This window comes from Herbidospora mongoliensis (assembly GCF_001570545.1).
Taxonomy (GTDB): Bacteria; Actinomycetota; Actinomycetes; order Streptosporangiales; family Streptosporangiaceae; genus Herbidospora; species Herbidospora mongoliensis.
In genome coordinates this window covers 404123-429974 of record NZ_BBXD01000009.1, presented here as the reverse complement: position 1 = coordinate 429974, position 25852 = coordinate 404123, and the positions used below count along the sequence as shown (strand labels likewise).

Sequence of the window (25852 nt, the reverse complement as noted above, 5' to 3'; positions counted from 1 at the left end):
AAGAATCTTGCAAAGTGATGTTTGATTCCTATCTTTTCCTCGCAACTTCAGGGATGCACAGCGTCCGTGCTCCTGTACCCCCCGACCCCTGTAGTGACATGCCGAGAGATAGAAGAAGGCGATGACGAGAAAGCACGGACCGTTACGGCTGTTGGCGGCATTTGTCGCAGCAGTCCTCGTCGTGACCGTAGGGCCGCTCCAGCCGGTTTCCGCTGCTGGCGGCCCCAACCTCGCGGCCGGTAAGGCCACCTCCGCGAGCAGCACGAACTCCCCCTACCCCACCTCCAACATCGCCGACGGCAACCAGGAGACCTACTGGGAGAGCTCCGGCGGCACCTTCCCGCAGTGGGTCCAGGTCGACCTGGGCAGCGCCCAGAACGTCGACCAGGTCGTCCTGAAACTGCCGGCCGCATGGGGCGCCAGGACCCAGACCCTGTCGGTCCAGGGCAGCCTCAACAACAGCAGCTGGTCGACGATCGTCGGCTCGGCCGGGCAGAACTTCGCCCCCGGCAGCGCCAACACGGTCACCCTGAACTTCGGCGCGACCAGCACCCGGTACGTCCGCGTGAACATCACCGCGAACACCGGCTGGGCGTCGGCACAGCTCTCCGCCCTTGAGGTCTACGGCGTCACCAGCTCCTCGGGCAACCTCGCCCTGGGCCGCACGCTGACCGCCAGCAGCGTCTCGCAGAACTACGTGGCGCCCAACGCCGCCGACGGGAACTCGGGCACCTACTGGGAGAGCGTCAACAACGTCTTCCCCGAGTGGCTGCAGGTCGACCTCGGCTCCTCGGTCGGCGTCAACCGCGTCGTGCTGAAGCTGCCGCCGGACTCCGCCTGGCAGACCCGCACCCAGACCCTCGAGGTCCAGGGCAGCGCCAACGGCTCCAGCTTCTCCACGCTGGTCCCCTCGGCCGGCTACACGTTCAACCCGTCCAGCGGCAACACGGTGACGATCAACTTCGGCTCCGCCGCGACCACCCGCTACGTGCGGCTGAACATCACCGCCAACACGGGCTGGGCCGCCGGTCAGATCTCCGAGTTCGAGGTGTACGGCCCCGGCGGCACCATCGACACCCAGGCGCCCAGCGCCCCGGGCAGCCTGGTCTACACCGAGCCCGCCTCCGGCCAGATCCGGCTCGCCTGGAACGCCTCCACCGACAACGTCGGCGTCACCGGCTACGACGTCTACCGTGGCGGCCAGCTCATCGCGAGCGTGGCGGGCAACGTGCTCACCTACACCGACAACCAGCCCGCGACCGCGACGGTGACCTACTTCGTCCGCGCGAAGGACGCCGCCAGCAACGTCTCGGGCAACTCCAACTCGGTCACCCGCACGGGCCAGTCGACCGGTGACACCCAGGCGCCGACCACCCCCGGCAACCTGGCCTACACCGAGCCCGGCTCCGGCCAGATCCGCCTCACCTGGACGGCCTCGACCGACAACGTCGCCGTCACCGGCTACGACATCATCCGCAACGGCTCGGCCGCGGGCAGCGTCTCGGGCTCCACGCTCGTCTTCACCGACACCCAGGCGGCCACCGCCACGGTGACCTACCTGGTGCGGGCGCGCGACGCCGCGGGCAACGTCTCGGGCGACAGCAACTCGGTCACCCGTCCCGGCTCCAACCCGCCGGGCAGCAACCTGGCCACCGGCAAGGAGATCGTCGAGTCGGGTCACGTCCACTCGTTCGTCGCGGCCAACGCCAACGACAACAACCTGGACACCTACTGGGAGGGCGCGTCGGGCACCTGGCCGAGCCAGCTGACCGTCAAGCTCGGCGCCAACGCCAACGTCACCTCCGTCGTGCTGAAGCTCAACCCGTCGTCCGCGTGGGGCGCGCGCACCCAGAACATCCAGGTCCTGGGCCGTGAGCAGAGCGGCACCACTTACACGAACCTGGTGTCGGCGGCCAACTACACGTTCAACCCGAGCGCGCAGAACACCGTCACCATCCCGGTGACCGCGACCACGGCCGACGTGCGGATCAGCATCACCAGCAACACCGGCGCCCCCGGCGGCCAGATCGCCGAGTTCCAGGTGTTCGGCACCGCCGCGCCCAACCCCGACCTGGTCGTCACCTCGGCCACCTGGTCGCCCGCCTCCCCGGTCGAGACCGACTCCATCACCCTGTCGGCGATCGTCCGCAACAACGGCAGCGCCAACGCCCCGGCGTCGTCGGTGAACCTCTACCTCGACACCACGCGCGTCGCCACCGTCGCCGTCCCCGCTCTGACCGCGGGCACCCAGACCACGGTGACCGCGAACATCGGCGCCAAGGACGCCGCCTCCTACTCGGTGAACGCCAAGGCCGACGAGGCCAACGCGATCATCGAGCAGAACGACGGCAACAACTCCTTCGTCAACCCGACGGCCCTGGTGGTCCGCCCGGTCGACAGCTCCGACCTGGTCGCCTCGCCGGTGGCCTGGACCCCGAGCAACCCCTCGGGCGGCCAGACCGTCAACTTCAGCGTCGGCATCAAGAACCAGGGCACCATCGCCTCGGCGAGCGGCTCCCACGGCATCACCCTGACCGTCCTGAACGACGCGGGCACCGTGGTCCGCACGCTGACCGGTTCGCACACCGGCGTCATCGCCGCCGGCGCGACCACCTCGCCGATCGCGCTCGGCACCTGGACCGCCGCCAACGGCCGCTTCACGGTCCGCGTCGTGCTGGCCAACGACGGCAACGAACTGCCGGTCAAGCAGGCCAACAACACGACCAACAACTCGCTCTTCGTGGGCCGCGGCGCCAACATGCCGTACGACCACATCGAGGCCGAGGACGCCGTCCGCGGCGGCGGCGCCGGCATCGTCGGCCCGAACCGCATCATCGGCGACCTGGGCGGTGAGGCCAGCGGCCGCCGCGCCGTCACCCTGAACACCAGCGGCGCCTTCGTCGAGTTCACCACCCGGGCCCAGACCAACACCCTGGTCACCCGCTTCTCGATCCCCGACGCGGCCGGCGGCGGTGGCATCAACGAGGAACTCAACGTCTACGTCAACGGCACCTTCCACAAGGCGATCAACCTGACGTCCAAGTACATGTGGCAGTACGGCAACGAGGCGAGCCCCAACAACTCGCCCGGCTCCGGCGGCCCGCGCCACATCTACGACGAGGCCAACATCTTCCTGAACGCCTCGTTCCCGGCCGGTACGAAGATCAAGCTCCAGAAGGACCCGGGCAACGACACCAACTACGCGATCGACTTCATCAACACCGAGCAGGTCGCCCCGATCGCCAACCCCGACCCGACGAAGTACGTCGTGCCGACCGGCTTCACCCAGCAGGCCGTCAGCGCCGCCCTCGACAAGGCGCGCATGGAGAGCGGCTGGGAAGGCGTCTACTTCCCCGCCGGCGACTACCAGGTCTCCAGCAAGGTCACCGTCTACGGCAAGGCCATCAAGGTCATCGGCGCCGGTCCCTGGTACACCAGGTTCTACGCTCCGACCAGCCAGGAGAACTCCGACATCGGCTTCGACGTCCAGTCGTCGGCCAACGGCACCTCCTTCGGCGGCTTCGCGGTCTTCGGCAACTACACCTCGCGCAACGACGGTCCCGGCAAGGTCTGGAACCTGACCGGCATCAGCAACATCTCGATCGACAACATGTGGATCGAGCACCAGATGGTGATGGTGTGGGGCACCAACGTCAGCAACCTGCTGCTGACCAACAGCCGCGTCCGCAACATGTACGCCGACGGCCTGAACCTGACCAACAACAGCAAGAACAACACGGTCAGGAACATCGACGCCCGCTCCACGGGTGACGACGCCTTCGCCCTGTTCAATGCGATCGACATCGTCCAGGGCGACAACACGGGCAACCTCTGGGAGAACCTCTCGGTGACCACCCCGTGGCGCGCGGCGGGCCTGGCGGTCTACGGCGGCCAGAACAACACCTTCCGCAACATCTACATCGCCGACACGCTGTGCTACTCGGGCATCACGGTCTCGTCGCTGGACTTCGGCTACCAGTTCAAGGGCTTCGGCACCCAGCCGACCACCCTGGAGAACATCTCGATCGTCCGGTCGGGCGGCCACTTCTGGGGCGCGCAGACCTTCCCGGGCATCTGGATGTTCTCGGCCTCCAAGGAGTTCCAGGGCATCCGGATCAACAACATCGACATCGTGGAACCGACCTACCACGGCATCATGTTCCAGACGAAGTACAACGGCGCCGCCGAGTTCCCGCACACCGACACGATCTTCAACAACGTGTCGATCTCGGGCGCGCAGAAGAGCGGCGACGCCTTCGACGCGAAGTCGGGCGTCGGAATCTACGTCAACGAAATGCCCGAAGCCGGTCAGGGCCCGGCGGTCGGCTCGGCCACCTTCAACAACCTGACCTTCAGCAACAACTTCCAGAACATCAAGAACACCACGTCGACGTTCACCCTGAACATCAACTAGTGGTGCCCCGCTGAGCGGGCGCTGTCCCCGGAGGCCAACCTCCGGGGGCAGCGCCTTTTACTGCTGGGTTGTGTACGTTTTCGCGGACCGCTCAAGGGGGTGCGGAGCCGTAAAAGAAAGGGCTTTTTCAGTCCCACCAGAACGACCAGGCGTTGCGCCCCCTGATCTGCTCGGCGTAGTCCTCCAGCGTGCCCGGCCCCTGCACGATGCTGTCGGGGCAGAACGTCCAGTGCTCGGCGGCGACGTGGACGGCGTGCAACTCGGTGGTCGGGGGCGCCGCCACGGACAGGTCGAGGGTGTTGAACCCCACCCCGACCACGCGCGCCCCGAACCGCTCCTCCCACGACCGGATGACGGCCGCCATCGGCACCGCCCACTCGTTGTGGTTGACGGCGCCCTGCCAGCCCATGACGGCCAGCGCATCGGCGCCGCGTTCGGCGGCCACCAGGCCCAGGGGGGTGTTGTTGCGGGCCAGTTCCCGCGCGTACCAGTCGGCGACCACGTCGGGGTGCGCCACCGGCACCCCGGGTTCGGCCAGACCGGGAGAGACCGGCCCGAAGGGCTCCAGGTTGCCGATCTGGTCGCGGGAGGCGCTCTCGACCCAGTCGGCCCAGACCTCGTCCATGAACGCCTGAGCGTGGAACAGGCTGATGCGGTCGGCGTCGTCGGGGGCGATCTGGCCGACCGACCACGGCTGCACCGACTCCTCCAGGAGCAGCGGATAGAGGCCCGAGGCGGGGTGCTCGTCGCGCAGCTGCGACCACAGCTCGCCGGACACGGGTTCGTCGCTCAGCCAGAACGCCGGCCGCCGGTGGGGGCGGCCGCGTTCGAACGTCGGGTCGGGCCACACGCCCACGCCGGGAGGCAACTCCACAGTAAGCTCGCGCCGCACGCCGTCGTCGGCGAACAGCTCGCGTAGCTCGGGCGGCAGTAGCCCCTTTCTAACCGGCACGGCGAAAGAATAGTTCACACGCTGTTCGTACGGTTATCGTGTGGTCATGCCGGTTCCCCGACCTCTGCGGCCGGGCGACCCGCGAAAGGCCGGAAGCTACACCCTGACCGGCCTGATCGGCGAAGGCGGCCAGGGCACCGTCTTCCACGCGCACACGGAAAAGGGCGAGCCGGTCGCCGTCAAAGTCCTCCACGCCCGCGTCTTCGGCAAGCGCGACTTCCACAATGAGGTCGCCGCCGCACGCAAAGTGGCCCAGTTCTGCACCGCCCGCGTCATCGACGCCGACGTGACCGGCGAACGCCCCTTCATCGTCAGCGAATACGTCGACGGCGAGTCCCTGGAAGCCCTGGTCAGACGCGAGGGACCGCGCGACGCGGGCTCCCTCGACCGCCTGGCGGTCGGCACCGCGGCGGCGCTGGCCGCGATCCACCGGGCGGGCATCGTGCACCGCGACTTCAAACCGGCCAACATCCTGCTCGGCGCCGACGGCCCCCGCGTGATCGACTTCGGCATCGCCCAGGTCGTGGACGCGGCCGGCACCGAAGCCAGCCGCGTGCAGGGCACCCCCGCTTACATGTCGCCCGAGCAACTGGCCGGCCGGCGTCCCGGACCGCCCTCCGACGTCTTCTCGTGGGGCGTCACGATGACGTTCGCGGCGACCGGGCGGCCCGCGTTCGGCAACGACAGCATCCCGGCGGTGATGAACCGCATCATCACCCGCGAACCCGACCTGTCGTATGTGCCGGCCCGCTTACGCGACACCGTGGCGGCCGCCCTGGCGAAGGACCCCGCCGACCGCCCGACGGCCGCCGACCTGCTCGTGACGCTCGTCCACGCCCGCGACGAGGGCCACCAGACGGAGGAACGCTCCGGCCGCCGCCGCTGGGTGCTCATCGGCGCCTCCGCTCTGCTGATCGGGGCGGGGGCCGTCTCCTTCCTGCCGGAACCCGCGCCCAAGCCCGTCGTCACGGTCGCCCCGATGAGCCTGCCCGTCGACGCCGTCTTCGGCCGCCCGGTGGGCGCGCCCTTCACCGGCCACAAGGGAGAGGTACTGTCGGTCGCCGCCGGAACGCTCGACGCCCGCCCCGTGATCGTCTCGGCCGGACGCGACGGCACGACCCGGCTGTCCGACCTGATGACGGGTGCCGCGATCGGTAAGGCCCGCCCGGTCGACGCGCTCAGCATCTCGTCGGTGGCGGTCGGCCTGGTCGGCGAGCGTCCCGTGGTGGTCTGCGGCGGTTACGGCGCCGGGGTGTGGCTCTCCGACCTGTCGTCGGGCCGCAAGATCCCCTTCCGGGCGAAGGTCGGCGACGTGCTCGCCCTCGCCGTGACCCGGGTGGGGGAGCACACCGCCGTGGTGACCACCGGCCCCGACTCCGTGCGGGTGACCGACCTGGCGTCGGGGAAGACGCTGCTGAGGCTGGGCGGCGGCGCGACCGCCGTGGCCTTCACCATCGTCGAGGGCCGGGACGTCGGAGTGACGGCGACTCTCGACGGCTTGGCCGAGGTGTGGGACGTGTATTCGGGCGAGACCGTCGGCACCCCGTTCCCGCTCCCCGGCGAGGTGCTGGCCGTGTCGTCGGTGGGCGCGCGGCCCGTGGTGGTCAGCGCCGACGGCAACGGGTTGCGCGTCTTCGATCTCCAGACCGGCACCGCCCTGGGCCGGCCGTACCAGGGACACACAGACCGGGTCAGCGCGCTCGCCACGACCGAGTTGAACGGGCGTCCCGTGGTGATCTCCGGGAGCTGGGACGGCACGGTGCGGGTCTGGGACCTCGCCACCGGGACCGCGATCGGCACCCCGCTGACCGGGCATCAGGGGTGGGTGACGTCGGTGGCGGTGACGATGGCCGACGGAGCGCCTGTCGTGGTGGCGGGCGGGCGGGACGGAACGGTCCGCACCTGGCGGCTCTAGCGCCTGAGGGTGGCGAACACGATGACGTTGTCGGCGTAGTGGCCTCGGGCGTCGTCGAACGTCCCGCCGCAGGTGATGAGCCGGAGCTGCGCGTCGGGGGAGGCGCCGTAGACCTGACGGGTGGGGAATTCTTTCTTCGCATAGGTACGGACCGCGTCGACCTCGAAGGTGACCGTCTCGACTTTGAGCTTCACGAGGATCTTCTGGCCCGGCTTGAGCTTGCCGAGGTCGGCGAACACACCCGGCCCCGACGTCGAGTCCAGGTGCCCGGCGATGACGGCGGGCCCGGGATCGCCGGGGCGCACGCCGTCGGCGTACCAACCGGCGATCTCGGCCTTCTTCGGCGGGATCATGACGCCGTGGGCGTCGAGTGCCAGCCGTTCCAGCCGGGAGCGCACGTCGATGGCAGGGATGACGATCTCGACGGGTTCGGCGTACCGCTTGCGCGGGCGGACCTGCGCGACCTGGCCGGGGACGGGACCCCAACCGGCGGCCTCGGCGGCCGTCCGGTCGAGGGTCCCGGGCTGGGTGGTTTCGGGTTGGGTGGTTTCCGCCGCCAGAACCGCTGGAGGGTCGGCGGCCGGGGCTGAGCATCCTGAGATCAGGAGCCCGGCGGCCAGCACGGAGGCGATGCGTCTCATGCCCCGCTCGGCAGGTTCACGTCGTTCTGCCGGAGGGGTGGCGGAGCCGTACGAGAAAAGCGGTCCCGGCGAGAACGAGCGCGCCCGCGAGCGCGAACCACCAGACCGAAGTGCCCTTGGGGGCGAGCCCACCCATCCCGGTGTCGACCGCGCCCCGCGGAGTCACGCCCGGCGCGGCGGCGTCGGTCAGCGGCAGGAGCCTGAGCCCCCGGTCGCCGTCGAGGACCACGACCGTGTTGGTCGATCCGGCAGTCAGCCGCACATCGGCGGAGGCGCTCTCGTCACCCGCCTGCGCGGTGATCTTCTGCATCGCCGCGTCGATCTCGGTGTATTCGGGGGTGTCGGCGAAGCGCAGATCCTCCTCCATGCCACCGGCGGTGATCGTGACGTTACGCTCCTTCAGCGACGCGGCGATGACACGCAGCCCCGCCTTCCCATCGGGAAGTTCCAGGGAGTCGTTGAGGACTTGCAGGCGAATGCTCTCGTACGGCCCCATCCCCGCCACCGTGTACGCGTGCCCCCCTTCGACACGCACGTTCGCCGACAGCACCGGCTGGGTGGAGGCGGCGGCCCCGGCGGGCCGCATGGCGACGGTGTACTGCCCGGCGGTCAGATTCTGGTAGGGCGAGACCCCGCCGTAGGGGACCGCGTTCAACACGAGCTTGGCCCGGTCACCGCCGAACGGATAGAGGTAGACGTCGACGGCGGGCGTGTCGGGGGACAGGTGCGCAAGCCGCACATGCCCGACTTGAGGCGCCGCGTGGGCGGGAGTGGCCGTGCAGACGATGATCAGGAGGGCGCCGGCGAATAACCGGGCCACGCGCGGGAGATTCATTGTGCTCCGTCATGAGGACAACGAGCCGGTGGGGCTCGGCGCTGTGTACCGTATGCGCAGGATTGTTGACACTGCGTCGACCGGTCGAGCGATATTAACCTCAATGGGATGAAATCGTGACTGTTGTGCCTCAAGAAACCTGACGATCCCGGAAACCGACGCACTGGTCGGCGTATCCCCGTCGACCGACGAGATCTCGACACTCCGGTACGGCGCTTCCCTCGCGTTGCCCCCGCCGTCCCCGAACCCCCGAATATAGAGCCGATGCGAGGCCGCGAGCGCCGCCAGCGACATAAGAATGCGCGCGTCCACTTCACCTTCGGCGAGTTGGCGGGTCGCTTTCGGCGTCGCCGCCAGCCGGGGATTGGCGAGGAGTTCCCGCCCGGCCTCGCGCCGGTCGCGCATGTCACGCTCCAGCGCTTTCGCGAACGTGCCGACTCCTTGCGGCGTGACTTGCAGCACCCTGATGTCCCCCACGGTCGTGAGCGGCTCGGGTGCCGTGATCGGTGCGAGTCCGGCACCGAAAGTCGCCTGCAAGGCCGGCGTGACCACGACGACGTCCGCGTTCAGGACATCCTCCTGACCGCGTAAGGGCAGCAGGCGCGAGGGTTCGACGTCGCGTGCGGCCAATAGTGCGCAGACGGGAGCGTCGCAGCCCACGATCCCGGTGACCTGGCGGGCCACCCAAGTGGCGGCCTGCTCCCTTTGCTGTGCGGCGACGTCGACCTGGGCCATCGGCTCGGTGGTGGTCGCGACCTGCTGGATCGCGCGGGAGTTGACGAAGGCGCCGGCCACCATCAGTCCCGCCGCCGCCAGCGCCAGCCCTCCGGCAGCGCGCGCCTGCCGTCCCCCCGGCAGGCCGAACATCATGAACACCCCCAACGCCCAGCAGCCACATCAATCGGCTTAGGTGACCATACCGGCACAAGCCATGGCAACCACCATATGTGGTCATACAAGGCAAGTGATCATGGGAATTTGTGGCCTTCGTAAATCTTGACGAGATAGGAATAGCCGTGAGAGACAATAATTGGCGCAAAATGCCCTCGTGTGGATAGCGGAGGCACGTGAGGTCCAGTGCGACAGGGCGAAGGGGACCGCGATCACGTTATCTGAATTGGGACAGCCACCGTTTCCGGAGTCCCTCGACGTTGATGCGCTGCTGGCGTCGGGGTGGCGGCCGCATGCCTTCCGGCAGTTCATTCTGAAGATTCACAGCCGCTGTGATCTCGCCTGTCGTCATTGCTACGTGTACGAAATGGCCGATCAGGGCTGGAAGGCGCAGCCGCGCCGCATGTCCGAGACTGTCGTCGACCACGTTGCCCACCGCATCGGCGAACACGCCATGGCCCATGGGCTCACCGAGGTCGACGTCATCCTGCACGGCGGCGAACCACTCCTGGCCGGACCCGACTTCATCGCCTACGCCGTCCGCGCAATCCGCCGTCAGATGGACACCGGTAGCCGGGTCAACGTCAGCATCCAGACCAACGGTCTGCAGCTTGACGACACCTTTCTCCAGCTCTTCGAGCGACTGGGCATTCACGTCGGCGTCTCCATGGACGGATACGCTGAGGCGCACGACCGCCACCGCCTCTTCCGCGACGGCCGGGGCAGCCATGCCCAAGTCGCGGAGTCGGTACGGCGCATATCGAAAGGCCGTTACCACGAGCTGTTCAGCGGCCTGCTCTGCACCATTGACGTCCGCAACGACCCGTTGCGCACGTTCGACGCTCTGCTTGCCTTCGACCCTCCGGCGATCGACTTCCTGCTGCCGCACGGCAACTGGTCCACCCCGCCGCCCTTCCGTGATCCGGGCTCTCCGGCCACTCCGTATGCGGACTGGCTCATCCCGATCTTCGACCGCTGGTACGGTTCCTCCGGTACTCATACTGAGATCCGCCTCTTCACGGAGATTCTTAGGCTTCTCAGCGGCCGCTCCTCCCGCAGCGAGTCCATCGGCCTCTCGCCCGCGCTCCTGGCCGTCATCGAGACTGATGGCAGCATCGAACAGTCCGACATCCTGAAGTCCGCCTATCACGGTGCCGCGGCCACCCCGCTACACGTGCTGCGCGACCCCTTCGACGCCGCGTTGCGGCTGCCGTCCCTGGTCGCCCGGCAGATCGGTGTAGACGCCCTTTCGCCCACGTGCCGCAAATGCGACATCGTCGCGGCCTGTGGCGGGGGACTTTACGCCCATCGGTACGAAGAGAATTCCGGATTTTTCAATCCGAGTGTCTACTGCCCGGACCTTTACGCCCTCGTCCGTCATATTCATCGAATTTTCGCGGAGGACGTGGTTCGGATGAGAGGAAATTCATGAGCGTCCCTCCGCACCGGATTTCCGACGGAGCCTTCCGCGCGCTGGCAGGGGGCGGTGGAGGCGCCGCCGCTCTGGGAGAACTCCGCGCCGCCCAGTTCAGCAAGCACCTGATGCTGGTGCGCGCGGTCACCGAGATGTTCCCTCAGGCGGCCGAGGCTTACGCCGTACTGGCCGATTTGGAAACAGCGGCGGCACCCGTCGTCGGTGCGATCCTGCACCACCCTGCCGTAGGCGCGTGGGCAGCCGCGACGTTGCGCGGCGCCGGCGATCCGGACCGGCTGTCGGCGGTGGCCTTGGCGGCGGCCCTTCGCGCGGGGGTGAAGTGCGAACTGCCGGTGCCCTCCTCCGACGGCTGGATCACCCTCCCCTCCGCCGGTGGATTCCCGGCCCGCGGCCTGGTCATTGTCGGTGTCGGCCCCGACGGCGTCACCGCCGACGGCCACCCGGTGTCGGGCTGGCGTGCCCTACCGACCTTGAGTACCGGCGACTTCACCGTCACGGTCGACGACATGGACCCGCACCGCTGGCCCGCTGGCATTGAACTGCCCCGCCTGCACGATCGCCGCCTCTGGGAGTCCCGGCTGGGCGAAGCCTGGCGACTGCTGGGCGACCACCACTGGACGGTCCGCGAGGAGGTGGCGAGCGTTGTCACGGTGCTCACCCCGATCGGTGCCCCCGCCGAGATTCCCCAGAGCGAGTCGTCCCGCGAGGCCTTCGGCGCGATCGCCCTGTCGACCCCTGCATCAGGCCTGACCCTGGCCGAAACCTTCGCCCACGAGACCCAGCACGTGAAGCTGTACGCCTTGATCGACGTCGTCCCCCTACTCGCTCTCGACAGCGGTGACTTCTACTACGCCCCCTGGCGCCCTGACCCCCGCCCGGCCCGCGGCCTGCTCAACGGCACGTACGCCTACCTCGGTGTGACCGGCTTCTGGCGCCGACAACGGCTGGCCGAGCCGACCGAACACGCCGATTACGAGTTTGCCCAGTGGCGCGAGGCCGCCTACGACGCGACCCAGACTTTGCTCGCCGGGAGGGGGCTCACCGCCAAGGGAGTGGAGTTCACACGGCTGATGGCGGAGACACTCCGGCCGTGGCTCGACGAGTCGGTGGGCGCGGACGCCCTGAGCCGCGCCCGCCGCGCGCAGGACGAGCGGCGCGCGGCGTGGGAACGGCGCAACAAGCGGTCGTCTAGATCGGCTGAGGGTCGAAGTCGCAGTTGATGCGGGTCTTGTTCTCGGCGGAGACCGCGTCGGGGTAGTTCATGCTGTCGTCGTGGCGGTAGAGGTCGAGGGTCTTCTGCCGGAGGGCGTCCGCCTCGCTCAGGTGCCCGACGGCCCGCAGGTCCAGGGAGAGGTTCGACGCGCAGGACAGCGCCATGAAGTGGTCCTCGCCGAACACTTTGCTGATGCGTTCGTGTAGTTCACGTCCGCCTTCGACGGCCTCATTCGCCCGGCCGAGTGCGGCCAGATCCGATTGGAGGTTGACCGCGCAGGTCAGCGTGTAGTCGTGGTTGTAGCCGAGGCGGCGCCCGAGTGCTTCCAGGCATTCTCCGTTGATCGCCCATGCGTGCTCGGGCTCACCGCGCAACCGCATGAGCACGGCCAGGTTGCCCCGGGTGGCGTGGTAGTAGGGGTGGTCCTGGTCGTACACCTGTGGGTACATCGGGGTGACCTCGAGCGCCAACCGGTAGGCCTCGTCCAGATTCCCCTTCACACGATTGGCGTTGGACAGGTTCACCGCTGCGGCCATCGTGTCCGGGTGATGCTCCCCGAGAAGGTGCCGGAGCCGGGCGTAAGCGAGTTCGGCCAGATCGAGCGCGTCGTTGACGTCGCCTCGGCGGCGCTGAGCGATCGAGAGGTCCTTGGCCGCGCGTAGCGTCTCGTGATGGTCGAGGGATAGGCGGTCGGTGCCGTACTCGTAGGCGTCCTGGCCGACATCGACGGCCGACTCGTAGTCGCCGCACAACCGGACCACCCGGGACAGGCCGCTCCACGCACCCAGCAACTGGGCCGGAGCCACGTTCTCCCTGGCGATGTTGAGGTCGAGCAGCAGCCCCTGGAACATGGTCTGCGCGGAGGTGTAATCACTGGTCAGCGAGTGGTCGATGGCCAGGTTGTGCCGTACGCGGAAGGCGCTGGCGGTGTCCTCGGGATGTGCTTCCCTGTATCTGACCAGCAGTTCGGAGTCCTGTTCGCGGGCCCGCTGGAACTCACCCCGGGCCCGCAGCGTGCTGCCGTAACTGTTGGTCGCCCACAGGGTCTCCGAGTGGTCGGCGCCCAGGGACTCGCGCATCGCCTCAAGGGTGTCGTGGTCGGTGCGGTAGGCCTGGGAGAACTCGCCCATGCCGCGCAGCACGTTGCCGAGGTGTTTACGAGCGACGAGCACGTCGATGTGGTTGGGGCCGTCGCGCTCGGTCCACTTTTCGATCAGCTCGGTCACCCGAGCATGGGCCAGTTCGTAGTTGCCCACCCGGTAGAGGTATCGGATCGTGTTCAGGGCGAAGGTACGCACATTGGGAGTGGCGCACTCGGCCAGGTTTGAGTAGGTGATGTGCGGCACCAACTCCTCGAACGCCTTCCAGTTGGTGTTGTCCTCGGCGTCCTTCGGAGCCGACTGGGCCAGTAGCAGGTGGACCTCGTGGCGGATGTCGTGCTGCTCCTCCATGGTGAGGTCTTCGCGGAGCAGCGCCTGGATCAACCGGTGCACCTGGATGGTGCGGGTGGTCGAGTCGATTTTCGCCAGCGCGTAGCGACCCAGGACGCGCAGCGATTTGGTCAGCATCAGTGGGTCGGCCAGGATCGCGGCGATACGTGGGGTGTCGGCCTCGGTGCCGCGCCGGAAGACGTCGCGGGGGATGGGCTCGGGACCGAAGAAGGCACAGCAGCGCAGGACCTCGATCGCCTCGGGTAGGCGACGGCGTAACTGATGCACTGACAACTGCCAGGCCGCGGCCATCGATTGCGGGTAGTCGTCGGCCTTGCCGAGGTGCATCAGGTCGGTGGTCTGTGCGTCGAGGAGTTGGCTGTATTCGTCGAGGTCCATGGCGGTTTCGTACATCAGGGCGCCAGCCTGCTCCAATGCGAGTGGCAGGTCGCCGAGTTTCTCGGCCAGGACGCTGACCTTCTCGGCGGGCATCTCTCGGCGGACCCGGCCGAGCAGGAACGCGATGCTCTCGTCCCGGCTGAAGACATCGACGGCCAGGCTCTGCACACGACGGGCCCAAGCGGCGTTGCGGGTGGTGATGAGGGCGTGGCCGGGACCGGCAGGGATGTAGTCGGCGAGCGCGGCGGGTTCGTCGGCGTTGTCGAAAATGACGAGCCAGCGGCGGAACGGCTCGCCCTTCTCCAGGGTGCGCTTGACCGAACGCGCGGTCTCCTCGATGCCGACGCCCGTGCTCGGCGGCAGGCCGAGGTGGGGGGCGAGGGCCGCGAGCGAGGCGGGCACCAGTTCGCGTTTCTCGGCAGGAATCCAGCACACCAGGTCATAATGCCGCCGGAAACGCCACGCGTATTCGATCGCGAGCTGGGTCTTTCCGACACCGCCCTGACCTCGCAAAGCCTGCGCCTGCGGCTCCAAGACCACCGCACTGACGTGGGTGAGGTTGTCGCGCAGCGAATCCAGCAGGCTCTGCCGGCCGGTGAAGTGCAGGTTCTTCGGCGGAACTCTTTCCCAAACCGTTGGTTGCCGGTCTGGGGTGTTGTGCGCTGCCTTGGAAAGTTCCACGAGAAACCTCCGCCCCTGTCCCACCACGGGAATATGGGAATATCACGCAATACTAAAGCTTGATTCACGGTCCCGGTCATCACAGAATCGTAAGGAAGCATGGTGACGTTGCGGGATGACCTCCAGACGAGGGGCCGGTCCTAATTCCGGGAAAAGGATGCCCGTAACCCGCCCTCAGGTGCGAGGAGAGCACATGCAGGAGTCCATGATTTCGGGGATAATCGATCTTGAATCAGTGACACTCAGCGAGCTTGGGTCCTTGAGTGTGCTGCGTCCGGTGCTGTCTTACGTCGGCGCCGACGGAGACGACGTCGCCAGGTTCCAGAGCTCGTACTAACGGTCCGCCCGGTTCCGTACGGGTTAACGAGCCGGCCCACAAACGATCAGAACCGATATATCGTGCCGTGAAGTGGCCGTGGGCCGGTTCGACCGCGAGGTGTTCCTTGCATGAAATGAAAGAGGCCGACTGGAAGCGCCTGGTCTTCCAGTTGTCCAAAGGAGCGTGCACGCCGTTCCTGGGAGCCGGCGCGTGTGATGGCATCCTGCCGTCGGGCAGGCAGCTCAGTCGAAAACTCGCGGAAGACGGGCAGTATCCCTTTCACGACAAGGACAACCTCACCAAGGTAACCCAGTTCCTGGCGATGAGATTCGGCGAGTCGGTGCACGTCAAGGAAATGATCAGTGAGGAGCTCCGCGTGAGCCGGACTCCTGACTTCGACGACCCTCAGGACCCGCACGGCCTGCTCGCGAAATTCCCTTTGCCCGTCTACCTGACCACCAACTACGACGACTTCATCTTTCAGTCGTTGAAGTGGGTCGGCAAAGATCCCAGCGTCGCCATGTGCAGGTGGAACGAGGGCATCGAGGGAAACGCGGAGATCTTCCAGGAAGAGGCCGGCTGGAATCCCCGGCCGGAAAGCCCTCTGGTCTATCACCTGCACGGCCGGCTGGACACGCCCTCCTCGCTGGTGGTCACTGAAGACGATTACATCGAGTTCATCACCAACCTGGCCCATGACCGGGCCGCCGAGACTCCCGTGATGTTGCCTCCGGTGATTCTCGGCGCGCTGACCACCCGGTCGTTGTTGTTCGTGGGGTACAGCCTCCAGGACTGGAACTTCCGGGTCCTTTTCAACGGATTGCAGCGCGCCGTGCCGGGGATCAACCGGCGCCGCCACCTCAGCGTCCAGGTGGCGCCCGATGTGGACGCGTCCGTCAAGGAGGAGCTCCTGGAGGACCTGGAGCGGTATTACGAACGCTGGAGCGTGTCGATCTTCTGGGGGACGGCGGCGGAGTTCTGCAAACAACTTCAAAGGCGGATGACGTGAACAGGGCCAATGGAGGACCGGCGGCACCGCAGCCCTACATCGGATTGCGGGCTTTCCGGACCGACGACGCGTACAGATTCTTCGGCCGCAGGCGGGAGGCTCACGAGCTCGCCGACCACTGGCGCGCGAACCGGCTCACCATCCTCCACGGACCATCCGGGATCGGGAAGACCTCTCTGCTGCAGGCCGGGGTGCTCCCTCTTCTCGATCCCGAATCCAACGACACCCTGCCCATCGGCCGCGTCTCCTACGGATCGGCGTTTCCCGTAGTCGGCGGCTTGACCTACCCGACCGCGGCGCTTCCCCCGCAGCACAATCCCCACGTCTTCGCGCTGCTGTCGTCGTGGGCGCCAGAGGAGTCACCGACCCGGCTGACGGGCCTCACACTGGAGAGCTTCCTGCGTGGCCGCCCGCGCAGGCAGGACCCGTTCGGCGACGCGAAGATGGTGCTGCTGGCCATCGACCAGGCTGAGGAGCTCTTCGACGACCTCACACACCGCCAGGGATTCTTCGACCAGCTCACCCGGGCCTTGGCGGCCGATGAGAACATCAAATTGCTGATCAGCGTCCGGGACGACCAGCTGGCCTCGGTCATGACCTACGGTCCCACGCTGGTCGGCACCGACCACCGCCGCTTCCGCCTCGGGTTGCTGGGTGACAAGCAGGCGCGTGAGGCCGCCGAGGGCCCGCTCCACGGCACCGGCCGCTTCTTCGACGCTCCCGCGCTGGCCAAACTGCTGGACGACGTCTGCGAGAGCGGCACGGCCGGGCGGGCCGAGCCGGTCCGGCTCCAGGTGGCTTGTTCGATGTTGTGGCGCTCGCTACCCGACGATGTGCACCTCATCACCGCCGACCATGTCGAGGTCTCCGACGAGACGGTGAGCGCCCTCTGCCGTGACATGATCACCGAAGTGGCCGCCGGCCGGCTCGACGGCGACACCCACCGCCTTACGGTCTGGCTCGCCCGAACCTTCGTCACCGAACAGGTGACCCGGCAACGGGTCCAGGTCAGGGAGGCCGTCACGGCGGGCATGGACAACGCCGTGGTGGATGCTCTTGTCCGGCGTGACATCCTGCACCTGAACCGCGCCGGGTGGTGCGAGTTGGCCCATGACCGGCTGATCGCCCCGATCCTCAAGGCCGCAGGCCCGCTTGATCGGTCCACGGCCGGGAGCGACCCCGACGACCTGCTCGGCGCGGCGGAGTTCGCGCTCCGTGACGGCGACCTCGGCCGGGCCGAGGCCTTGGCCGCCGAGGCGCTCACTCTCGGCGCCGCCGACGCGCGCCTTGAGGCAGAGCTGCACATCTTCCTCGGCAATGTCGCCCACCAGCGTGAGGTCCCCGAGGAGGCGATCACGCACTACCGTGCTGCGGCCCTGCTCTTCGAGACGCTCGGTGTCATTGACGCGGTGGCGAGGCTCCTGGTCGCCATCGGACGGTTGCGTCTCGTCCAAGACCGAGCCGACGAGGCCGTCGACGAACTCCGAGCCGCCATGTACCGCTATCCGAGCGATCTGAGTATCCAGACCGCGCTTGCCGGGGCACTGTGGCACGCCGGATCATCCCGGGCGGCCCTGGTCATCCTTGAGGATGTGTTGCAGGACGACGGCGGAGCCCTTGACGCCCTTCAGACTCGGGGGGAGATTCGGGTAAGCCGGGGCGATTTCGCCGACGCTCTCCATGATCTCGAGCGGGCCATGCCGTTGCAGTGGCCGTCCACCAAGGCCGCCCACGCGCTCGCGGTGGCCCGCCTTTCGGCCGAGCTTCCCGAGGACAAGGTCCAGGAGGGAGAGAAGGAACTGTCTGAGGCCTTGGCCGACGCCCCGAAGAGCGCTCTGGTGCATTTGTACGCGGCCTGGATCGCTGTGGGTAACAGCCAGAATGAGGTGGCTAAAGATCATGCCGAGAGTGCGCTCGCCGCTCGGTCGCCCAAGTTACCGGGTGAGTTGATCCGCGAGGCCGAACGCCTAAGAGGAATTGAGCAGGCCCCGCCACCTGCGCCACCGAGGCATCACGAATGAGCAGGCGAATGCACAGAGCAGCGTGAACATGAACACGAGCATGGGTCCCTCATGTGACCCATTGGTAACCGTCGCCAGCCACCCTCCGACGGGGGCGGCCAGGCAGACCGCGCCATGCGAGGCAAGGCGGTGCACGCTCACGACCCGGGCGAGTTTCGCGCGTTCGACATTGCGCAGTTCATAAGCCCGGATGGAGACGTTGATCAGCGAGCCGGTGAACCCGGTCACCAGGGTGGCGAGGCCGTAGTAGACGGGCTCCGCCAGCGTGGTGATGCCCACCGCGAAAACCCAGACCCACATTTGTATGGCGAGGACTTTCAGACTCGGCCTGATGAATCGGGCCACCGCTGCCAATCGGGTCAGATTCGAGCCGATCAACCCGCCGATCCCGCCCATCGCGAGCACGAGCCCAACTAGGATCGGGGACAGTCCGGCGGAGCCCGTTAAAAATATGACAATGATCGTATTGATGGCCAGATTGGTGCTCGTCGTGGCTGCGATCGCATGTCTTAGGAATCGATGTCGCCGCAACTCGTGAAATCCTTCGGATATCTCCTCGATAATCGGCTTGATTCTCACCCTGCGCACACCTTGCCACGCTTTCGCGGCGCTGCTGAGCCGTGGTCGGCGAGCTTTTCGGCGTTCAATGATGGCAGACAGGATTCCGCCGGAGAAGAGAAAAAGAACCGCGTTGACGGCGAACGCCACCAAAGCTCCGCACTGGAACAGCACGCCTCCGAGCGGCCGCCCGGCCAGTACGGCGAAATGAATGCCCGTCTCGCTCAACGCCAGACCTCTGGTAGTTGACTCCAGAGGGATGAACTTGGCCAGCAACGCAGTCTCGGCGAGGGTGTAGGCGATGAGCATGCCGCCTTCGAGGAGGGCCGCCAGCACGATGTGGGCGATGGTCACCTGCCCGAAAAGGATCGCCAAACAGATGGTGAGAATGGTGAATCCGCGTACGGTCTCGGTGAACATCATGATCGACCTGGGGTCTATTCGGTCGGCCAGTACACCGGCGAGCATGTAGAACAACAACCCGGGAACGGTCAGCGCGAAAGTCACCCAGCCCACCTGCATCGGTGACGCCCCGATCGTCAGGGCGAGCAGGGGGTAGGTGATCCCGAGGGTTCGCGAGCCGATCGTGGAGGCGAAGACGCTGGACATCGCACGCGCGAAGTTGGCTTTTTTCCGGTGGAACTCGATTCGACGTCTTCGTGGCGCGAAACGTCGGGGATTGCCATTTTTGGAGGCTGCGGGAGAGCCCAAAAGAACTCTCCTTATCGCCGGGCAGGATGTGCGCATCAAAGCCGCCAGGTGGCCGGCGGCCACGGCGCGATCTGGCGTTAGGCCGCGCTGACGCCAGGCCTTCGTCCCCAGAGGTTTCGAAGCATATCGTCAATCAGTCGGCCGTCCGGCGTATGCCGAATCACGGTGTGCCGCACGGTCTCTCACCGCGGGAGCACTCGTCAGGCCGACCCACCAGTACAGCGGTGAATACCCGTCATGTCCGCTTATCGCATTTCGATTCGGCAAAGATGTCGCCAAAGAAGAGGACAGCACATACGAGGACTGGTCACTCTTCCCTTAATGGAACATAGGAGATGGTCGGCCACAAAGTACGGTGATGGTGGGGGAGCGGCATGGTTGCTGTTGAAGGGGAGGGCACGTGACGGAGACCGTGACGACGCCGGACGGCAGACGCCTGGCCGTGCAGCAGAAAGGTGCCCCTGCGGGCCACCCCGTGTTTCTGCTCCACGGCACTCCAGGAAGCCGAGTGGGTCCGGCCCCCCGCTCCTCGGTGCTCTACCGCCTGGGCATCCGGCTGATCACCTTTGACCGCCCTGGTTATGGTGGATCCGACCGCCGCCCAGGCCGGACGGTCGCCAGCGCTGTCATCGACGTCGCAGCCATCGCCGATCAGCTCGGCCTGTCCACCTTCAGCGTCGTCGGCCGCTCCGGGGGCGCCCCGCACGCCCTCGCCTGTGCGGCCCTGATACCCGATCGGGTGACCCGGGTGGCGGCCCTGGTTGGCCTAGCCCCCCGCGGAGCCGACGGCTTGGACTGGTTCGAGGGAATGACCGCCTCCAACATCCGTGAGTTCACCATGGCGCGGGGAGGTATGACGGCGGTGGCCGCAAGCCTCGGCGCCGCGGCCGCCCAGATCCGGGATGATCCGGCCAGTAAGATCCACGGACTGGTCATGGAAGCACCGGAGTCCGACCGGCGCACCGTCTCTGACATGGGTATTCGTCTTATGTTGCTGCGCAACTTCGCCGAAGGCCTGCGCGACTCCAGCGACGGATGGGTGGACGACGTGCTCGCCTTCTCCTCCGACTGGATGTTTGACCCGGCGGTGATCCGGGTGCCGACCCTGGTCTGGCACGGAGAGAACGACGTGTTCTCCCCAGTGAGTCACGCTCGCTGGCTCGGCCGAAGGATCCCTGGAGTCACTCTGCGCATCGAGCGTGGCGTGGCCCATTTCGGCGCTCTCGACATCATGCCCGAGGTCCTCATCTGGCTGACCCGCGAGTAGCGACCCCGGGCGTCAGGTGGGCTGCGGCTCCAGTTCGCGGTTGATACGCCGCCAGCTCTTCAGAGCCTGTACGGACGGATGGTCGTCTCCGAGTTTGTCGATCATCATGTCGAGGGTGCTGGCCTGGAGTTCACCGGCCTGCTCGGTGCGGCCCAGTTCCAGCAGAGTGATCGCTAGGTTGGCTTGTGAGGCCAAGGTGTCCGGGTGGCGGGCGCCGAGGGTTGTGGCCAGCCTGTCACCTGCTTCGCGGATCATCCTCTCGGCTCGTAAGTGATCGCCCAGGACCGACAGGATATTGGCGACATTGATCATGCTGGAGAGAGTGAACGGATGAGTCTGGCCCAGGTCGTGCCGGAAGCGTTCGAGGGTCTTCTCACTGAGTTCACTCGCTCGCTGCGGTTCGCCGAGTGCGCAGAGGTAGATCGCCAGGTTGTTGGACGCCACCTGCGTGTAGGGGTGATCTTTCCCCACCTGCTCGATGTACGCCTGCCGGGACTGTTCAGCGAGGTCTCGGGCGCCTACCTGGTCGTTGAGCGACGACCGGCAGGAAGCCAGCTCCAGCGCGGCGGCCGGGGTCTCCGGCGAGCTGGGATAAAGCTGGTTGAACTGCTCGGCCACGTGCTCCATCAGCACCAGCGCATCCTGCTGGTCACCTGCCCTGCGCAGGGAGACCGACAGGCTCTTTTCCGCACGCAGAAGTTCGACGTGGTCGTCGTCGAAAACCTCACGGTACTGGGCGATCGTGCTGGTCAGCCAGTCCACCGATTCACGGTAGTAGCCGGCCTCGCGCAGGTCGCGGCCGATGTTCTGGGCCGAGTTGAGCGTGTCGGGATGCAATCGGCCGAGCACCTGGCTCATCCGGTCGTATGTGGCTTCGTCCAGGTCACGGGCGCTGAAGCTGTCGCCGACGAGGCGAAAGGACACGGCGAGGTTGTTCGCGCATTTCAAGGCCCATGTGTGCTCCTCGCCGTACAGGTCCTTCCAAAGCTCGTAGGTCTCCTTGTCCAGAGCCAGAGCCCGGGTGAACTCTCCCGCGCTCCGGTAGTCCGCCGCCATACCGATCCGGGTCATGAGCGTGTGGGGATGGTCGTAGCCCAACAGGATCTGTTGTTGCTGCAGCACCCATTCGTTGAGGTCGCGGGCTTCCTTGATGCGGCCGAGGTAGCGCAGGCAGTGGCTGACGTTGAAGAGCAGGGCCAGCCGCTGACGTTCGATCTGGCCGAATTTGGTCTCCCAATAGTCGGCCAGGCGCTGGCCCAGGGTGAGACCGTTGGTGTACTCCCCACGACGCCAGTGGTAGCGGACCCGGTCGATGAGGAGCGTGCGGGTCTCCTCTTCGGTGCAATTCTCCGCCTCTGAGGACAGCAGGTGGGGCCAGATGAAGTCATAGCGAGGCCAGTTCGTGGGGTCGTCCACGTCTCCGCGTCGCGGTCGTGCCCCTACGAGGATGTGGTGGACCTCATGGGAGGTGGATTCCCGGTCTTCCTGACTCATCTGGCCACGGATCACGGTCTGGACCAGCCGGTGCAACTGGATGGTGTTCGTCGCGGGGTCCACTTTCGCGAGCGCGAACCGGGTCACCTCGCGGATCATGCGGCCAAGCATGACCTTTTCACCGCGCAGGCTCTCGTCGTACGGGAGCAGCGAGCGTGCCATCTCGTCGCTGTAGATGAGTTCCTGCGAGATGGGCTCAGGAGAGAAGAACGCGCACAGCTGGAGCAGACGGACTGCGGCCGGAGAGCGCTCCTTGAGCTGGGCCAGGGAGATGTTCCAGGTCAAGGCCACGGGCATGGGGTAGCCGCGAGGTGGTTCCGTGAGGAGCAACTGCTGGCTCTGCGTCTTCAGCTGTTCCAAGTACGTTGAGGCGGACACTCCGGTTTCTGCCAGCCACGCCGCGGCCTGCTCGACCGCCAGGGGAAGATGACCCAGCGCCAGCGCCACCTGCAGTGCCTCGAAGCGTTCGAGTGTCGGCACCCGCCGCAGGAAATGCTCCAGGCTTTCCTCTTCGCTGAAGACGTCCACCTCCAGGGATGCGGCCACGTCGGCCCATGTCCGGTTGCGGGAGGTGATGAGTAGGTGGCCGGTTCCGCCGGGCAGGTATTCCTGCAGTTGCTCGGGATCTCGCGCGTTGTCGAAGATGAGAAGCCAGCGCATCTGGCCGACCCGCAGAGCCTCGCGAGCGGCCTCCGATCCGGCCACGACGCTCTCGCCGTACCGGATGTTGAGTTTGGTGGCCAGCTCGGCAAGGGCGGAGTTGATGAACTCGGGCTGTTCGGCGGAGATCCACCAGACCAAGTCGTAGTCGGCACGGAAACGGTGCGCGTACTCCAGCGCGACCTGAGTCTTGCCCACCCCGCCTAGGCCGTGCAGGGCGGTGGCCTGCTGCGGCAGCACCACTCCCTGTCCGATACCGACAAGCTGGTCGCGGAGGGTCTCCAGAGCGTTGCTGCGGCCGGTGAAGGTGTTGTTGCGAGGGCCGACATTCCAGATCGGCGGCACCGAACCCGGAAAGCGGATGCCGAGCTGGAACTGGTCGGCTGGGTAGTCGCGGGGGTCGCGCCCGGCGGCGCGGATCACCGCTTCGGTGGCCTGTTCCGGGCTAAGGCGGATCAGATCGACGGGCGGCTGGTCTCCGAAGGCGGAGGTCATACGTACCTCGGCGACGCGCAGCGGGATGATCTGCCGCATCGTCAACAGGTCCGGCGACAGACGTGGCCCGCTGTCTTCACCATTCCAGGCCCGCAGGTACGCCGGGGACAACACGATCATGACCTGCGTATGGGGGTCCGGCGCCGACTCCAGGGATGCCTGCGCCAGCGACTTCGGCATTACTCGGCACCCTGTGCGCTCCAGAACGGAGCCGATCCAATCGGCCCACATGCGGTCTTCCGGCACGTAGCTGAGCATGATGTCGGCCTGGTCGGCTGGTTGACGCCGAGTGAAGGCGTCGAGCCAGCGGGCACGTAACGCCTCGTCCATCGGTGGTAGTGAGATGACCTCGCCGTTGGTGATGGCGCCGGTGAGCCGCTCGTAGGCGGCCAGCAACGAGGTAGGGGAACCTGGTGTGTCACCGAACGTGGCCAGGGTCTCTTCAAAGGCGTAGAAGCGCTTGTACGGGATTTCGACCGCACCCCAGTACATGGTGCGTTCTTCTGGGGTCATGTCTTTCGGTAGATGGTCGAAACGGGTGCGGGCGAGTTGCCGCCCTGCGTCGAGTTTCTCCTTCTCGCCATCGTCGATGCGCATCGGGACCGGCAGAACGCGGATCGGGCGGTCGCGGATCCGCTGGTCGATGTAATGAGCGACCTTGGCCGCGCCCTCGATGCTCTGGTCGGCCATCGTGAAACAGTCGACCAGCACATCAGGAAGGTGGATCGTGCAGATGTCGGCGATGTCGCTCAGGCCGGTGCGGCTGTCGATGAGGGTGTAGTCGTAGTTGGCCTTCATATCAGCGCGCAAGGCGTCGAAGAACTGGCCACCGCCGAGGCGGTCGTAGAGGTTGTCCCAGTCGAACGTCGACACCAGCGACGAGTAGTCGCGGTTCTGCTGTCCGGCCGAGATGAAGTCGAGGGTTCCTTCCCCAGGAAACTCCCATTCCAGGGAGACGGCGTGCGGCTGCACCCTGGCGTATTCGAGGTGCCAGTCGGGCTGCCGCTGCTGGGGGCGGGTCACCGCCCACACGTAGTTGTTGATGATGTCGATCACCCCGGTGGTTGAGGTGATCACCTCTTCGTCGAGGAAGGGGCGGAAGAACTTGTGCAGGCCGGGCGACTCGAGGTCCCAATCCAGCACCAGCACCCGCTTGCCGTTGGCTGCCAGCGTCCAGGCGATGTTCGCCAGTGCCATCGTGCGGCCGGTCCCGCCCTTGTACGAGTAGAACGTGATGATCCGTCCTTCTTCGTCAGCCATCGGGACCTTCCGTTTCCATGAGCCGGAGCTTCCTGCTCGGCTGACCTTCGGGGGGATAAGGGGTGGCCTTTTTGAGGAACTGGTTGCCGGCTCGGCTCAACGCCTGAGGGAAAGCGCGCCCGAACGCTGAGAAACTTCCGATCGACTCGGTGTACGGGTCGGACAGGCGTTTGTGCAATGTGGCTTCGAGGGCCGCCCGCAGGCTGGGTTCGTGCACCCGTGTCTCGTCGTCGAGAAGGTTCCACGGGATGATCACGCTCACCCAGGGAAGCTCGGCCCGATCGAAGCCTGCGAGCGCATCCAGGCGGTCTGGCTCCGTCAGAGCCCAAGGGTCGATGATCATTACTTCCGGGCCGGTCGGCTGCCAGGCGTCCAGAGCGCCCGGGCTGTAGGCGGACAACGACCCCGGCTGTGGACGGAACCCGTGGGAGGCGGCCAATTCGATCGCGTACGAGCACAGCGATCGGAAGTTGTCCTCGCTGCGGAAGGGATTCCACTCCTCCGGCACCCGTCCGTAGTAGTAGGCGGAGCGTCCGGAGGGGAGATGGTCGATGTCGGGCGCGACCATGGTGAGCGTGAGCGGACGCTCGGCCTCGAAGTCGTCGAACGCGCTGGGCAGGCTCGCGAAGTCGAGCGGTTCGCTCGGTTTCACCCAGGTGCTCTGGCCGACCTCGACGATGCGCCTGGCCAGCTCCCACGTGGCCAGTTGGTACTGGTGACGCCGGGCGCTGAGTTTGGTCAGGCCGTAGAAACCTTCGTCGCGATAGCGCGTGCCCAGTTGTTCATGGGCGAACTGGATCGTCCTGGCGACCTGGGGAAGACGCTCCGGTTCCATAGGGGTCCACAACGCCGGAATGATCACTTCGGGGCTGCGGCCGTTGGGGCCCACCTGATTGTTGACCCGTTGGATGAACGCGGTCCATTCGCGGCCGCAGTTCTGGCTGACGAAATAACGGGGGGAGTAGAGCGGAACGAAAACCCGGCAGGTCGCCAGTGCCTCGGAGAGCCTTTTCTGCCACATGTGACCGGAAAGCAGGCCGGTGTCCATGAACCCGGCCTGGGAGGCATCGGTCAGATTGGTCAGCTCAAGGATGTGGTCACAGAGATCGCTGAAGAGCTTCGCGACCCAGCGATTGGTCTTGCGGTCCGGACCGTTCGGCGGAGTGTGGGCATAGCTGAGAAAAAAATACGGCCCGGGTGGCCGGGGAGCCGAGTGTGGAATCATCCGCCTCCCTTCTCATGCCCACTATAG

General features: G+C 66.5%; 15 protein-coding genes. 7 read left to right on the top strand and 8 right to left on the bottom strand.

Annotation, left to right across the window (positions count from 1 at the left end; genetic code table 11):
- Positions 1 to 181 precede the first annotated feature (181 nt).
- A complete protein-coding gene (locus tag AW272_RS06290) occupies positions 182 to 4414 on the top strand; it encodes a discoidin domain-containing protein (RefSeq protein WP_218010802.1) in 4233 nt (1410 codons plus the stop codon).
- 127 nt (positions 4415 to 4541) lie between these two features.
- Here AW272_RS06290 and AW272_RS06285 read toward each other — a convergent pair whose 3' ends face one another.
- A complete protein-coding gene (locus AW272_RS06285) occupies positions 4542 to 5366 on the bottom strand; it encodes a DUF4253 domain-containing protein (RefSeq protein ID WP_066362524.1) in 825 nt (274 codons plus the stop codon).
- 46 nt (positions 5367 to 5412) lie between these two features.
- Here AW272_RS06285 and AW272_RS06280 point away from each other — a divergent pair, with 46 nt between their 5' ends.
- Complete coding sequence (locus AW272_RS06280; RefSeq protein ID WP_157518392.1) at positions 5413 to 7281, top strand: serine/threonine-protein kinase; 1869 nt, start codon at positions 5413 to 5415, stop codon at positions 7279 to 7281.
- Here AW272_RS06280 and AW272_RS06275 read toward each other — a convergent pair.
- The 3 genes from AW272_RS06275 to AW272_RS06265 are packed head-to-tail and all read right to left on the bottom strand — an operon-like array spanning position 7278 to position 9627.
- Positions 7278 to 7922, bottom strand: coding sequence for a class F sortase (locus AW272_RS06275; RefSeq protein ID WP_066361728.1), 645 nt, complete (start codon positions 7920 to 7922; stop codon positions 7278 to 7280). The genes AW272_RS06280 and AW272_RS06275 overlap by 4 nt on opposite strands.
- Positions 7923 to 7938: 16 nt before the next feature.
- A complete protein-coding gene (locus AW272_RS06270; RefSeq protein WP_169807498.1) occupies positions 7939 to 8742 on the bottom strand; it encodes a DUF4397 domain-containing protein in 804 nt (267 codons plus the stop codon).
- Positions 8743 to 8766: 24 nt separating this feature from the next.
- Positions 8767 to 9627, bottom strand: coding sequence for a hypothetical protein (locus AW272_RS06265; RefSeq protein WP_157518390.1), 861 nt, complete (start codon positions 9625 to 9627; stop codon positions 8767 to 8769).
- A gap of 178 nt (positions 9628 to 9805) precedes the next feature.
- Here AW272_RS06265 and AW272_RS06260 point away from each other — a divergent pair, with 178 nt between their 5' ends.
- On the top strand, positions 9806 to 11080 hold the full coding sequence (locus AW272_RS06260; RefSeq protein ID WP_245657213.1) for an FxsB family cyclophane-forming radical SAM/SPASM peptide maturase: 1275 nt from the start codon (positions 9806 to 9808) through the stop codon (positions 11078 to 11080).
- The gene (locus tag AW272_RS06255) at positions 11077 to 12303 is read left to right on the top strand and encodes an aKG-HExxH-type peptide beta-hydroxylase (RefSeq protein WP_066361721.1); all 1227 of its coding nucleotides are present in this window, start codon (positions 11077 to 11079) and stop codon (positions 12301 to 12303) included. Before AW272_RS06260 ends, AW272_RS06255 begins: the two co-directional genes overlap by 4 nt.
- Here AW272_RS06255 and fxsT (AW272_RS06250) read toward each other — a convergent pair.
- Positions 12272 to 14806, bottom strand: coding sequence for an FxSxx-COOH system tetratricopeptide repeat protein (fxsT, locus tag AW272_RS06250; RefSeq protein WP_066361720.1), 2535 nt, complete (start codon positions 14804 to 14806; stop codon positions 12272 to 12274). The genes AW272_RS06255 and fxsT (AW272_RS06250) overlap by 32 nt on opposite strands.
- 452 nt (positions 14807 to 15258) lie before the next feature.
- Here fxsT (AW272_RS06250) and AW272_RS06245 point away from each other — a divergent pair, with 452 nt between their 5' ends.
- Both AW272_RS06245 and AW272_RS06240 read left to right on the top strand, forming a co-directional pair.
- Entirely contained in the window at positions 15259 to 16134 is an 876-nt protein-coding gene (locus AW272_RS06245; RefSeq protein WP_066361719.1) for an SIR2 family NAD-dependent protein deacylase, read from the top strand.
- A complete protein-coding gene (locus tag AW272_RS06240) occupies positions 16131 to 18155 on the top strand; it encodes a tetratricopeptide repeat protein (RefSeq protein WP_157518388.1) in 2025 nt (674 codons plus the stop codon). The genes AW272_RS06245 and AW272_RS06240 overlap by 4 nt, the downstream gene beginning before the upstream one ends.
- On the opposite strand, the gene AW272_RS06235 is transcribed toward AW272_RS06240, so the two are convergent.
- Positions 18102 to 19487 (bottom strand): MFS transporter, encoded by a 1386-nt coding sequence (locus tag AW272_RS06235; RefSeq protein WP_083958057.1) that lies wholly within the window; start codon positions 19485 to 19487, stop codon positions 18102 to 18104. The genes AW272_RS06240 and AW272_RS06235 overlap by 54 nt on opposite strands.
- Before the next feature lie 337 nt (positions 19488 to 19824).
- On the opposite strand from AW272_RS06235, the gene AW272_RS06230 reads away from it, so the two are divergent.
- Positions 19825 to 20691: an alpha/beta fold hydrolase gene (locus AW272_RS06230; RefSeq protein WP_066361715.1), complete on the top strand. Its 867-nt coding sequence runs from the start codon at positions 19825 to 19827 to the stop codon at positions 20689 to 20691.
- A 12-nt stretch (positions 20692 to 20703) separates the two neighbouring features.
- Here the strand turns inward: AW272_RS06230 and fxsT (AW272_RS06225) are convergent, their stop codons facing one another.
- Together fxsT (AW272_RS06225) and AW272_RS06220 are read right to left on the bottom strand one after the other, a co-directional pair.
- Positions 20704 to 24600: an FxSxx-COOH system tetratricopeptide repeat protein gene (gene fxsT / locus AW272_RS06225; RefSeq protein WP_066361714.1), complete on the bottom strand. Its 3897-nt coding sequence runs from the start codon at positions 24598 to 24600 to the stop codon at positions 20704 to 20706.
- Positions 24593 to 25825 carry a TIR-like protein FxsC gene (locus tag AW272_RS06220; RefSeq protein ID WP_066361712.1) on the bottom strand — a complete coding sequence of 411 codons (1233 nt, stop codon included), beginning with the start codon at positions 25823 to 25825 and terminating at the stop codon, positions 24593 to 24595. The genes fxsT (AW272_RS06225) and AW272_RS06220 overlap by 8 nt, the downstream gene beginning before the upstream one ends.
- Between the last annotated feature and the right edge of the window lie 27 nt (positions 25826 to 25852).